Source organism: Burkholderia sp. L-4 (genome assembly GCF_056856535.1).
The window spans coordinates 1,074,724-1,086,811 of record NZ_JBXEOX010000001.1; the positions used below are offsets into that span (position 1 = coordinate 1,074,724).

Annotated in this window: 9 protein-coding genes, 1 tRNA gene and 1 riboswitch; of the genes, 1 reads left to right on the forward strand and 9 read right to left on the reverse strand. The window is 67.8% G+C overall.

What is annotated here, in order from left to right; translation table 11 throughout:
* Positions 1 to 125 precede the first annotated feature (125 nt).
* The 6 genes from AC1VVG_RS05035 to pepN form a co-directional block, all read right to left on the reverse strand.
* Positions 126 to 347, reverse strand: coding sequence for a hypothetical protein (locus tag AC1VVG_RS05035; RefSeq protein ID WP_034187395.1), 222 nt, complete (start codon positions 345 to 347; stop codon positions 126 to 128).
* The gene (locus AC1VVG_RS05040; RefSeq protein WP_482835317.1) at positions 344 to 2,083 is read right to left on the reverse strand and encodes an FAD-dependent oxidoreductase; all 1,740 of its coding nucleotides are present in this window, start codon (positions 2,081 to 2,083) and stop codon (positions 344 to 346) included. Before AC1VVG_RS05040 ends, AC1VVG_RS05035 begins: the two co-directional genes overlap by 4 nt.
* A gap of 164 nt (positions 2,084 to 2,247) precedes the next feature.
* Positions 2,248 to 3,057, reverse strand: a complete 810-nt coding sequence (locus tag AC1VVG_RS05045) for a helix-turn-helix transcriptional regulator (protein ID WP_049036565.1) — start codon at positions 3,055 to 3,057, stop codon at positions 2,248 to 2,250.
* 170 nt (positions 3,058 to 3,227) lie between these two features.
* A tRNA-Thr gene (locus tag AC1VVG_RS05050) sits at positions 3,228 to 3,303 on the reverse strand.
* Positions 3,304 to 3,509: 206 nt separating this feature from the next.
* Positions 3,510 to 4,523, reverse strand: coding sequence for a class 1 fructose-bisphosphatase (locus AC1VVG_RS05055; protein WP_006485729.1), 1,014 nt, complete (start codon positions 4,521 to 4,523; stop codon positions 3,510 to 3,512).
* A gap of 278 nt (positions 4,524 to 4,801) precedes the next feature.
* A complete protein-coding gene (pepN, locus tag AC1VVG_RS05060) occupies positions 4,802 to 7,495 on the reverse strand; it encodes an aminopeptidase N (protein ID WP_124669199.1) in 2,694 nt (897 codons plus the stop codon).
* A gap of 187 nt (positions 7,496 to 7,682) precedes the next feature.
* Between pepN and AC1VVG_RS05065 the strand changes: the two genes are divergently transcribed.
* Positions 7,683 to 8,381, forward strand: a complete 699-nt coding sequence (locus tag AC1VVG_RS05065) for a DUF4136 domain-containing protein (RefSeq protein ID WP_049036562.1) — start codon at positions 7,683 to 7,685, stop codon at positions 8,379 to 8,381.
* Between the two features lie 52 nt (positions 8,382 to 8,433).
* On the opposite strand, the gene AC1VVG_RS05070 is transcribed toward AC1VVG_RS05065, so the two are convergent.
* From AC1VVG_RS05070 to AC1VVG_RS05080, 3 genes are all read right to left on the reverse strand, one after another.
* Entirely contained in the window at positions 8,434 to 9,006 is a 573-nt protein-coding gene (locus tag AC1VVG_RS05070) for a TMEM165/GDT1 family protein (protein ID WP_034187400.1), read from the reverse strand.
* A 94-nt stretch (positions 9,007 to 9,100) separates the two neighbouring features.
* A riboswitch (yybP-ykoY riboswitch) is annotated at positions 9,101 to 9,222 on the reverse strand.
* A gap of 142 nt (positions 9,223 to 9,364) precedes the next feature.
* Positions 9,365 to 10,684 carry a guanine deaminase gene (guaD, locus tag AC1VVG_RS05075; protein WP_482835318.1) on the reverse strand — a complete coding sequence of 440 codons (1,320 nt, stop codon included), beginning with the start codon at positions 10,682 to 10,684 and terminating at the stop codon, positions 9,365 to 9,367.
* A gap of 371 nt (positions 10,685 to 11,055) precedes the next feature.
* Positions 11,056 to 12,081, reverse strand: coding sequence for an adenosine deaminase (locus AC1VVG_RS05080; RefSeq protein ID WP_034187403.1), 1,026 nt, complete (start codon positions 12,079 to 12,081; stop codon positions 11,056 to 11,058).
* Positions 12,082 to 12,088: the final 7 nt, after the last annotated feature.

Consider the following 12,088-nt stretch of genomic DNA (forward strand, 5'->3'; position numbering starts at 1 on the left):
ATAGACGGGTCAGGATCGTTAAGTAATGTTATGCACCCTTAAGCGGATTTTCCAGCGGAATTCGTCTGGCTGCGACGCGTCATGAAATGAATATGTAAGAAATGGGTGGGGACGGACCTGGCCGGTCAGGCGTCCCGCTGTCCGCGTGCCGCCACCGGAACGTTTGCATCGGGCAGCCCTTCGCCAGCATCGGCGATCAGTCGTGCGACGATCGCGGGATCGGCTATCGTCTCAATCGACAGGAGTGCGAAGCGGGCGAGAAAAAGCGGTGCGTCGGTTTCACCGATCCGCGTCATCGTGCGGCACAGATCGGTGTAGAGCGTGTCGCGTTCGATATCCGTGATCATGCGGTCTCCTGAAGGTCGGTCTCGGTTGACGTGGGCGGGTGGAGCGCGCGGTCGAGCGCGGCGGCGAGATCGTCGGCGCGCGCGTCGTGCCAGCGGCCGAGTACGTGCCCGTCCGGTCGCACGAGATAGACGGTGCCGTCGCGTGCGCCGTACAGGTCGAACAGCCGGCCGTCGTCGTCATGGCCGGCGCAGGCCGGGTGTCGCGGCCTGGCCTGTCGTGCGAGCGTGACGAGCGTGAACGGCACGTGCGCATCCTGCACGCGCCGCTCGAGTTCGGCGAGCGACGGATCGGGCACACCATCGCTCGCGAAGCAGAACGCGGTGAAGCGCGGCGCGACGAGATCGGTCAGGTGGCCGCTGCGCGTGCCGCCGCCGAGTGGCGCGTACAGCGTCAGCGGACATTCGACGAGTACCGTGCCGGGCGCCGGGCCGGCCGCGAACGTGTCGCGCTCGGCGGCATTCAGCGGCGACTTCGCATACGCGATAGCCGATGTCTGGCGCGGGTTGATCAGCGAACGCAGTGCCGGATGCCGGCGCGCGAGCGTCAGCACGGCCTTTCGCATCAGTTCGAAGGCAAACGACGGCGGCGCCATGAACTCGGTGCTCTTCGTGCCGTAACGCAGGTTCTCGTGCGTCGCGAACACGCGTTCGTCCGAGTAGCTGTCGAGCAGTGCGTCCGACGCGATGCCGCGCAGCACGTACGCGAGTTTCCACGCGAGGTTGTCGGCATCGTCGATGCCCGAATTCGCGCCGCGCACGCCGAAGATCGGCACGAGGTGCGCGGCGTCGCCGCAGAACAGCACGCGGTCGTGCCGGTAGCGTTCGAGCGTCAGTGCGTTCGCCTTGTAGATCGTGATCCAGATCGGCGACCATGGGCCGCGCTCGCCCATCATGTCGAGCAGGTTCTGCACGCGGGGGATCACGTGCTCGGGCTTCACGGCCGCGTCGGCATCCTCGTCGTCGCGCAACTGGTAGTCGATCCGCCACACGTTGTCGGGCTGCTTGTGGACGAGCACCGTCGAGCCCGGGTTCGACGACGGATCGAAGTATGCGAGCCGCTCGGTCGGCCGGTTGCTGTCGAGCGCGATGTCGACGATCACATAGCGGCCCTCGTAGCGCGTGCCGCGGAGCGACAGACCGAGCGCGTCGCGCATCGTGCTGCGTCCGCCGTCGCATGCGACGACCCAGTCGGCGTCGAGCGCGTAGCCGCCGAGCGGCGTGTCGACGTCCAGGCGTACGCCGTCCGGTTGTCGCGTGACGCCGGTGACCTTCGTCTGCCAGCGGATCTCGATGAAATCGGCGCGGCGTCGCGCGGCGTCCAGCAGGAACTGCTCGATGTGATACTGCGCGAGGTTCACCATCGGCGGCAGCTTCTGGTTCTCGTCCTGCGGCATCGTGAAGTGCAGCACTTCGTCGTCGCGATGGAAACTGCGTCCGCCGGTCCATGGCAGCCCGGTGCGCAGGAAATCGTCGAGCGCGCCGAGCCGTTCGATGATCTCGAGGCTGCGGCGCGAAATGCAGATCGCGCGGCTGCCGTGACAGACCGAATCGTCGGCTTCGATCAACACGCTGCGAATGCCGTGATTCGCGAGGCCGAGCGCGACGGCGAGGCCCACGGGGCCGCCGCCGACGATCGCGACGCGATGCCGGTGCGTATCGATGCCGTCGACGCAGTCCGGCAGATGCGCGGAATGGCGCGCGGCGACGAACGGATAGGGTTTGAACGCGATGGTCATCGTTGGCTTCCACGGTGGTCTGACTCGACGTGCGCGCATCGGCGATGCGATGGGGCAACGGGTCGATGCAGTATGGAAGCCGGGCGTGTCGCCGTTGTCCCCATTTCGGGTACGGCGGGCCCGGCAGGCGTGGCCGCGCTACGTTCGTCGCGAACCGAAACGGGTCAGGGCTGCATGCACAGCGCAAACAGTTCGCGCTGGCTCGAAATGCCGAGGCGCCGATACGCGCGCTTCTGATAGGTGACGACGCTCGATGCCTTCACGCCGATCGTCTCGCCGATCTCGCGCGCGGTCTGGCCTTCGAGCATGCCGCGCAGCACGTCGAGTTCGCGCTTGGACAGTTCGGGGCACGCATGGCGCAATCGCGCGAGCATCCGTTGCGGGATGCCGACCTGCGTCGCGCCGGCGAGTGCGTAGTGATGCTTCGCCGCCTGCGCGATCAGTGGCGCGAGCGTTTCGATCGCCGCGATCTCGCGCGGCTGGAACGCGCCGCTGCGATGGGCGCGGTACAGGTTGATCGACAGCCACGTCGCATCGTCGGGCTGCACCAGTAGCGCCAGCCGGTCGGATACGTCGGGGCCGCGATAGCATGCCGCGCGATACGCTTCGTGAGCGATCTCGTCGCCCGCTTGCTGATGCAGCAGCAGGTCGTGGCGGTGCGTGCCGCGATGGGCGGCCGATACGATCGGCTGGTTGCCGTCGAGTGCGTAGAAGTGCCGTGCGTAGGTGTCGGCAACGTCGCGCAGGTAGCGGCCGCCGCGATGATCGGCAACCGACATCGTGCGCGGGCGATTGCCGAATTCGTACGCGAAGATCGTGCACTGCGTGATCGACAGCGCAGCGTCGAACAGCTTCAGGACTTCGGCTGCGAACGCGTTCGCCTCGTGGCCGCCGATCGCGGCGACGAGACGCGTCGCGCGGGAGATATCCAGCTGCGCGTTGAGAGTCGGTCGCTCGAGACGCCAGGTGCGCATGAGGCGGGGAAGAGGGCGGAGTGGTCCGGCGATTGTAATCGGCGGCACGCGGTGCGTGAGTCGGGGGATGCCCGCAAGCGGGGCGGATACGGATACCGGATGGGCGCACGATTTCGGCGCCGGAAAAGAGAAAAGGCCTGACAAGCGATGCTTGTCAGTCCTTTATGTCTTGGTGCCGGAGATAGGAGTCGAACCTACGACCTTCGCATTACGAATGCGCTGCTCTACCAACTGAGCTACACCGGCAGCAGAGAAATGAAATTATATGGTCAAATCCGAGATCTTGGCAATAGGTTTTGCGAACTTTTTTTCAGCTTGCTGCTGCTGTTTCGCGAAACCCTCGATCCGGCGGACTGCCCGCTTTCACTTCACTGTGATGCGACCGGTCAGGGCCACATCAAGAGGCGAGATTGTACTTGCGCATCACGCCTCCGTCCAGTGCTGCAGTGCAATTATTTTGCTTCGTCGTGATAGCCGGTGACGCGCTCGACTTCGTTCTTCGAGCCGAGGAACACGGGCACGCGCTGGTGCAGGCCCGTCGGCTGCACTTCCATGATGCGCTGCGTGCCGGTCGTCGCGGCGCCGCCCGCCTGTTCGACGATGAACGACATCGGGTTCGCTTCGTACATCAGGCGCAGCTTGCCCGGACGATCGGGCGTGCGCTTGTCCGCCGGGTACATGAAGATGCCGCCGCGGTTCAGGATCCGGTGCACGTCGGCAACCATCGAGGCGATCCAGCGCATGTTGAAGTTGTCGCCGCGCGGGCCGTCCTTGCCGGCGTTCAGTTCGTCGACGTAGCGCTTGACCGGGTCGTACCAGTGGCGCGCGTTCGACGCGTTGATCGCGTATTCGCGCGTGTCGGCCGGGATCTGCATGTTGCTTTGCGTGAGCACCCACGAGCCGACTTCGCGGTCGAGCGTGAAGCAGTTCACGCCGTTGCCGGTCGTCAGCACGAACACCGTCTGCGGGCCGTAGACGGCGTAGCCGGCCGCAACCTGCTGCGTGCCGGGTTGCAGGAACGATTCTTCGGTCGCCTGCTTGCCGTCCGGGCAGCGCAGCACCGAGAAGATCGTGCCGATCGACACGTTCACGTCGATGTTCGACGAGCCGTCGAGCGGATCGAACACGAGCAGGTATTCGCCGCGCGGGTAGTTCGCCGGGATCGGGAAGAACGTTTCCATTTCTTCCGATGCCATCGCGGCGAGGTTGCCGCCCCACTCGTTTGCGTCGAGCAGGATTTCGTTCGACAGGATGTCGAGCTTTTTCTGCACCTCGCCCTGGACGTTCTCGCTGCCGGCGGTGCCGAGCGCTTCACCGAGCGCGCCCTTCGACACGTTGTAGCTGATCGCCTTGCACGCGCGTGCGACGACTTCGATCAGCAGGCGCAGGTCGGCGGGAAGGTTGTTGGTCTCACGTTGCTGTTCGATCAGGAACTTCGACAGCGTGGTGCGGCGGGCAATGGACATGACAGACTCCGAAAGGCCAAAGAATCCTTGAATGGCCGCAATTTTACCTGTCGCGCTTCCCGCGCCACCGGCTTTTTTCGTCCGGTTACATCGCCGGGCGGCCGAGCCGACCCGGTTTCCGGCGGCGGAGGGGGCGCGGTGCGTACCGGCGCGGCGGCAGGCCGAGCGGTCAGACCCCGTCATTCGGCTCGGTGCCGGCCGCGTCCGTGCAATAAAAAAGCCGGCGCCGCATCGGGCGGCGCCGGCTTCATCGCGCGAATGCGGGGCGGGCGACGGCGTCAGGCGAGCGCCTTCTCGACGATCTCGCGCACGTCGCGCGACTTCGCGCCGGCCGCGACCTGCTCGAGCGCGCCGCGCATGCGGTCGCGCAGCGCCGGCGTGAAGCGGCGCCACAGTTCGAGCGAACGCGCGAGGCGTGCGGCGACCTGCGGATTGATCGCGTCGAGCGCGAGCACCTGTTCGGCCCAGAACGCGTAGCCCGAACCGTCCGCCGCGTGGAATTGCGCGGGGTTGGCTGCACAGAAGCTGAAGATCAGCGAGCGTGCGCGGTTCGGATTCTTCAGGTTGAACGCCGGATGCGCGAGCAGCTTGCGCACTTTCGCGAGCGTCGGCTGCGCGGCCGTGCCGCGTTGCGCCGCCTGCATCGCGAACCACTTGTCGATCACGAGCGCCTCCTTCTCGAAACGGCGGTAGAAGTCGTCGAGCGCGCGATCGGCCGGCTCGTTCGCGCCCGCGGCGGCGGCGGACAGCAGCGCGCCGAGGGCGGCCGCGCGATCGGTCATGTTGTTCGCCGCGTCGTACTGCGCGGTCGCGAGGCGCACCGCATCGGCCGGATCCTCGAGTTCGGCGAGATACGCGAGCGCGAGGTTCTTCAGCGCGCGGCGGCCGGAGGCCTCCGGCGTCGGCTCGTAGGCGCCCGGCGTCTGGTGCTGCTCGTACGCGGCGAGCCATTCGGCGCGCAGCGCGGTCGCGAGCTGGCGGCGCACGAACAGGCGTGCGCGATGCACGGCGGCCGGATCGGCCTCGGCCATCTGGTCGGCGAGGTAGGTTTCCGACGGCAGCGTCAGCGCGAGTTCGCGGAACGCCGGCGACAGCGTCGCGTCGGTCAGCACGCGCCGGAACGCGGCAATGAAGTTCTCGCCGAGCGTGAGCGGTTCGTTCGCGGCCGCCCGCGCGGCAAGCGTCAGCAGCGCGCGCGTCGCGAGGCGCTGGCCGGCCTCCCAGCGGTTGAACGGATCGCTGTCGTGCGCGAGCAGGAATGCGAGATCGTCGTCGCTGTAGTCGTACTCGACGATCACCGGCGACGAGAAGTTGCGCAGCAGCGACGGCAGCGGCGCTTCCGGCACGTCGACGAACGTGAAGGTCTGCTCGGTGTCGGTGAAGTCGAGCACGCGCGTCGTGCCCGAAGCGGCCGTTTCACCGTCCAGGCGCAGCGGCAGGTCGCGGCCGTCGCGGCCGATCAGGCCGATCGCGAACGGAATCAGGAGCGGCCCCTGCTGCGTTTCGCGCGCGGCCGGCGACGCGTCGCCGTAGCCCTGCGCGAGCGTGACCGTGTAACGGCGCGCGGCCGCGTCGTACGCGGTGCGCACCGACACGCGCGGCGTGCCGGCCTGGCTGTACCAGCGCTCGAACTGCGCGAGGTCGCGCCCGTTCGCGTCGGCCATCGCGTGACGGAAGTCGTCGCAGGTCACCGCGTGGCCGTCGTGGCGCTTGAAGTACAGGTCCATCCCCTTGCGGAAGCCGTCGCGGCCGAACAGCGTCTGGTACATCCGCACGACTTCCGAGCCTTTCTCGTAGACCGTCATCGTGTAGAAATTGTTGATCTCGACGTAGCTTTCCGGGCGCACCGGGTGTGCCATCGGGCCGGCATCCTCGGCGAACTGCAGCTGGCGCAGCACGCGCACGTCCTCGATGCGCTTGACCGCGCGGGCCGCCGATTCGACGTCGTCGCCCGCGGCCATGTCGGCCGAGAATTCCTGGTCGCGGAACACCGTCAGGCCTTCCTTCAGGCTCAACTGGAACCAGTCGCGGCAGGTCACGCGATTGCCGGTCCAGTTGTGGAAGTACTCGTGGCCGACCACCGATTCGATGTTCGCGAAATCGGTGTCGGTCGCGGTCTCGGGGTTCGCCAGCACGTACTTCGTGTTGAAGATGTTGAGCCCCTTGTTTTCCATCGCCCCCATGTTGAAGTCGCCGACCGCGACGATCATGAAGCGGTCGAGATCGAGCTCGAGGCCGAAGCGTCTTTCGTCCCAGCGGATCGAGTGGATCAGCGAATCCATCGCGTGACGCGTCTTGTCGAGATCGGCCGGCTCGACCCACACCTGCAGCAGCTTTTCCTTGCCGGAGCCGGTCGTGATCTTTTCCTCGATCGCGACGAGCTTGCCGGCGACCAGCGCGAACAGGTAGCTCGGCTTGCGGAACGGGTCTTCCCATTTCGCGAAGTGGCGGCCGTCGGGCAGGTCGCCCGAATCGACGAGGTTGCCGTTCGACAGCAGCACCGGGTACGCGGTCTTGTCGGCGCGCAGCGTGACGATGTACGACGCCATCACGTCGGGGCGGTCGAGGAAGTAGGTGATGCGGCGAAAGCCTTCCGCCTCGCACTGCGTGAAGAAATTGCCGCTCGACACGTAGAGGCCCGACAGCGTCGTATTCTGGTCGGGGGCGCACGCGCTTTCGAGCGTCAGCTCGAACGCGTCGGGCACGTTCTCGACCGTCAGCCCGTGCTCGTGCGCGCGCACGGCGCCATGCGGCGCGCCGTCCAGCGACGCGCCGACGAATTCGAGCGCTTCGCCCATCAACTCCAGGTGCGGCGCGGGCGCGGCGTCCGGATTGCGGCGCACGCGCATCGTGTTCCTGACGATCGTGCGGGCCGGCGCGAGATCGAATTCGAGCGCGACGGAATCGATGAGGAATGCCGGCGGCGTGTAGTCGGCGCGGCGGATCACGGTGGAGGAGGCGTTGTCGGACATGGTCGTCGAGATCGGTGGGGTGGGGAACGGGCCCGTTACGCGGGCCGGGCGAACCGGGCCATTGTACAAAGGCTTGCGGCTGCGTGCCGGGCGAACTTTTTACCGCTTTCGACAGTCCGCGTATTATCGGCATCCCGTTGCGGTTCGCGCGGTGCGACGAACGGGTGACGGATCGACGAGGATCAACATGAAACGCGAATGGATTTTTCGCGGTGCGGGCTGGGCGGCGGCGCTGTGCGTGGCGCTGCTGACGGGCTGCACCAGCTATGTGACGACCCAGGTCACGGCCTTTTCCGACTGGAGCGGCAGCGACGCGACACGCACCTATGCGTTCACGCGCACCGAGGCGCAGAAGAACAGCATCGAGCAGTCGACCTACGAGCCGATCGTCGCCAACGAACTGTCCGCGTATGCGTTCCGGCAGGTGCCGCCGGCGCAGGCGCGTTATCTCGTCGGGCTGACCTATGCGGTGGGCAGCGATCTCGTGACGGTGCCGCAGCCGGTCTACTACGACCCGTGGTTTGCGCCCGGGCCGTACTGGCGGCGCGGGCCGTGGGGCCCGTGGGGGCCCTGGGGGCCGATGCCGGCCGGCTATGTCGCGCAGACGTACCAGGTGTTCGACTACACGCTCGGGATCCGCATCACCGAGCGCGCGACGGGCAAGGAGGTGTACAACGTGTCCGCGCGCACGACCGGCGACAACGGCACGCTGCTGTATGCGATGCCGTTCCTCGCGCGCAGCGCGCTCGCCGATTTCCCGCTGTCGAACGGCGCGGTCCGCTCGGTCCGGTTGCCGGTCGACAAGCGCGGCGGGCCGGCGACGCCGGCCGCCAACGAGCGCGCGGTGCCGGCTGCGCCGGCTTCGGGCGCGGCCGTCGCGAAGTAACGCGGTGCCCATCCCGGCGCGGCTACCCGGCCGCGCCGGTCATCCTGTTCCGTCAGACGCCGACACCCAGCAGCGCGAGCGCGCCGAGCACGACGAACAGCACGGCCGCGATCCCGTGCACGAGCCGGGTTGGCAGGCGGTGCGCGAAGCGGTCGCCGAGCAGGATCGCCGGCACGTTCGCGAGCATCATCCCGAACGTCGTGCCGGCCACGACGCCGATGTAGTCCTGGAAGCGCGCCGCCAGCGCGACGGTCGCGATCTGCGTCTTGTCGCCCATTTCCGCGAGGAAGAATGCGACGAGCGTCGCGCCGAACACGCCGAGCCGCGAGCGGGTGGCGTTGGCTTCGTCGGCGTCGAGCTTGTCGGGCACGAGAATCCACAATCCCATCGCGATGAACGAGAACGCGAGCGCCCAGCGCATGATCGACGGCGTGACGAGCGCGCCGAGCCATTCGCCGAGTGCGCCCGCGAAACCGTGATTCACGAGCGTCGCGACGAGCACGCCGAGAATGATCGGCATCGGCTTGCGATAGCGCGCGGCCAGGACGAGGGAAAGCAGTTGGGTCTTGTCGCCGATTTCAGCGAGGGCGACGGCGCCGGTGGAGATCAGGAAGGCTTGGGACACGTATGGGGTTCCACGGGCCGATGTTTTGCGTGCGAGCGACGATCCACGGCGCGCCGGGCCCTGATGCGGCGCACTGTGAACCATCGGTCTCGCCAGGCCAGCGTGGCTGCGTCCGCCATGGCCGAACGGCCAAGTCTGTTGACGGACGCCTCCGTCACGATGCGCGCCGGGGGCGCGGGACATCGAGCGGAGCGGCTACTCCCCAATGAGCGGCGAATTCTAGCACGACGCATTGCGTGCGGGAAGGCGGCCGGCCGGGCGTGGGAGCCCGGTCGGCGAGGGCGCGCCTGGCTGCCCGGCCGGTACGGCCGCGATCGGGCCGTGCCGGCCGGGGCTGCGTACCGGCGCGGCGTTACCGTTACGCGGCGGCCGGCCGGCGCGCGGCGCCGCGTTCGTGGACGAGCTCGCCGGCCGCGTAGGTGCGGTACACCGCGCGGTCGTCGCCGAGCAGCGCGAACGCGAACAGCAGTTCCTCGAGCGAATCCGCGCGTTTGGTGCGGCGCGCGAGCAGCGGCGTGGCCTGCGGATCGAGCACGACGAAGTCGGCCTCGGTGCGCGGCTTGAGCGTGCCGACCGTGTCGGCGAGATCGAGCGCCTGCGCGGCGCCGGCCGTCGCGAGCCAGAACATCCGCGTCGCGGTCAGGTGGTGGCCCGACAGCCGCGCGACCTTGTGGGCCTCGTTCATCGTCTGCAGCATCGAGAACGACGTGCCGCCGCCGACGTCGGTCGCGAGCGTGACGGGTACGTCGTATTCGCCGGCCTTGTCGAAGTCGAACAGCCCGCTGCCGAGGAAGAAGTTCGACGTCGGGCAGTGCGCGATAACCGTGCGCGTCTCGGCCATCCGGCGGCGGTCCTCGTCGTCGAGGTGGATGCAGTGGCCGTACACCGCGCGCGGGCGCAGCAGCCCGTAGCGGTCGTAGATGTCGAGATAACTGCGGTGGCCGGGGAACAGCTCGGCCACCCATTTCACCTCGTCGACGTTTTCCGCGACGTGGCTCTGCACGAAGATGTCCGGATGGCGGCGCGCGAGTTCGCCGCACGCCTCGAGCTGCGCCTCGGTCGACGTCGGCGCGAAGCGCGGCGTGAGCGCGTACATCTGGCGGCCCTTGCCGTGCCAGCGGTCGATCAGCTCGGCGCTGTCGTCGTATCCAGACTGCGCGGTGTCGCGCAGGAACTCGGGGCAGTTGCGGTCCATCAGCACCTTGCCCGCGATCATCCGCAGGTCGCGCGCGTCGCTCGCCGCGAACAGCGCATCGGCCGACTGCTTGTGCACCGTGCAGTAGACGAGCGCGCTCGTCGTGCCGCACGCGAGCAACTCGTCGACGAAGAAATCGGCGACTTCGCGCGCATGCTCGGGATCGCCGAACTGGCGCTCGGTCGGGAACGTGTACTTGTCGAGCCACGGCAGCAGGCCGGGCGCCGGCGACGCGATCATGTCCGTCTGCGGGTAGTGGATGTGCGTGTCGATGAAGCCGGGCACGATCAGCTTGTCGCGCAGGTCGTGGACGACCGCGTCGCGCGCGAGCGTTGCCGCGAGTGGCGCATACGGGCCGGCCGCGACGACCTTGCCGTCCGCGACGATCAGGAGGCCGTCGGTCTCGTGGTTCGCGGCCTGGCTCGATTGCGCCGGGTCGCCGTTGAAGGTCAGCAGCTGGGAACGGAAAGCGGTTTGCGTCATGACGAATGGTCCTGCATCAAGGTAAGGCGAACAGAAGAAAACGATCGGCGCCGCACGGGGGCGGCCGGGTGCTTCGCGAGCGGCGGCGGCACGCTGCGTGCGGCACGACCGGAGGCGATTGCGCGGGCGAACGTGGCGGCCGAAGCCGCCAGCCGGTGGTCGCCGGCGATCCTCGCGGCCCTCGCGCTCGCGACCGATGCGGCGGCGAACGCAACGGCGCATCGCGACGGCGGGCAACGGCGCACGACGCCGGACGGCGCCGTCGCCGCGCGCGCACGCCCGCGCCCGGCCCGGCGCAAGGCCGAACCGGCGGGCGCGAAGCGGATGCCGTTGCCGTGTCTCATCTGTCTAGCGTTCCTCGATGCGGGCCGTCACGCGGCCTGCCAGTACGCGTCGAGGCGCGCGTACAGTGCGTCGCGCTGCGCCGGTTCGATGAACGACGCCTCGAAGCCGTTGCGGATCACCGCATGGACTTCGGCATCCGTGAGCTGCAGCCCTTCGGCCGTCGCGAAGTAGTTTTCGTTGACGTAGCCGCCGAAATAGGCGGGATCGTCGGAGTTGATCGTCACCGCGACGCCGCGATCGAGCAGCGCCTTCAGCGTGTGCTTCGTCATGTCGTCGAACACGCACAGCTTCAGGTTCGACAGCGGGCAGACGGTCAGCGCGGTGCGCGTTTTCGCGAGGCGCTCGACGAGCGCCGCGTCTTCGATGCTGCGCACGCCGTGGTCGATCCGGTCGACCTTCAGCACGTCGAGCGCTTCGTGGATGTAGGCGGGTGGGCCTTCCTCGCCCGCATGCGCGACGAGCTTCAGCCCGAGCGCACGCGCCTTCTCGAACACGCGCGCGAACTTGGCCGGCGGATGGCCGAGCTCGGACGAATCGAGGCCCACGCCGATCAGCCGGTGGCGATAGCGCTCGAACAGCGGCAACGCGGATTCGAACGTCGCGAGCGCGTCCTCTTCGGACAGGTGGCGCAGGAAGCACAGGATCAGCCTGCTCGACAGCCCGCGCCGTTCGGCATCGGCGAGTGCGCGCTCGATGCCCGCGACGACCGTCTCGATCGGCACGCCGCGCTCGGTGTGCGTCTGCGGATCGAAGAACAGTTCGGTATGGACGACGTGGTCGGCGAGCGCGCGTTCGCAGTACGCGGCCGTCATGTCGTAGAAATCCTGCTCGGTCAGCAGCACGCTCGCGCCGGCGTAATAGATGTCGAGGAACGACTGCAGGTCGGTGAACGCGTACGCGGCGCGCAGCGCGTCGATCGAGTCGTACGCGAGCTTCACGCCGTTGCGCTGCGCGAGCGCGAAAATCAGTTCGGGCTCGAGCGAGCCTTCGATGTGGATGTGCAGCTCCGCTTTCGGCGCGCGGGCAATCTTGTCCTTGAATGTCGGGGTCATGGCGTCG

Coding starts and splice junctions, on each gene's coding strand:
- AC1VVG_RS05055 (WP_006485729.1), bottom strand. CDS start 4,523: ATGTCCATTGCCCGCCGCACCACGCTGTCGAAGTTCCTGATCGAACAG.
- AC1VVG_RS05045 (WP_049036565.1), bottom strand. CDS start 3,057: ATGCGCACCTGGCGTCTCGAGCGACCGACTCTCAACGCGCAGCTGGAT.
- guaD (WP_482835318.1), bottom strand. CDS start 10,684: ATGACGCAAACCGCTTTCCGTTCCCAGCTGCTGACCTTCAACGGCGAC.
- pepN (WP_124669199.1), bottom strand. CDS start 7,495: ATGTCCGACAACGCCTCCTCCACCGTGATCCGCCGCGCCGACTACACG.
- AC1VVG_RS05065 (WP_049036562.1), top strand. CDS start 7,683: ATGAAACGCGAATGGATTTTTCGCGGTGCGGGCTGGGCGGCGGCGCTG.
- AC1VVG_RS05035 (WP_034187395.1), bottom strand. CDS start 347: ATGATCACGGATATCGAACGCGACACGCTCTACACCGATCTGTGCCGC.
- AC1VVG_RS05080 (WP_034187403.1), bottom strand. CDS start 12,081: ATGACCCCGACATTCAAGGACAAGATTGCCCGCGCGCCGAAAGCGGAG.
- AC1VVG_RS05040 (WP_482835317.1), bottom strand. CDS start 2,083: ATGACCATCGCGTTCAAACCCTATCCGTTCGTCGCCGCGCGCCATTCC.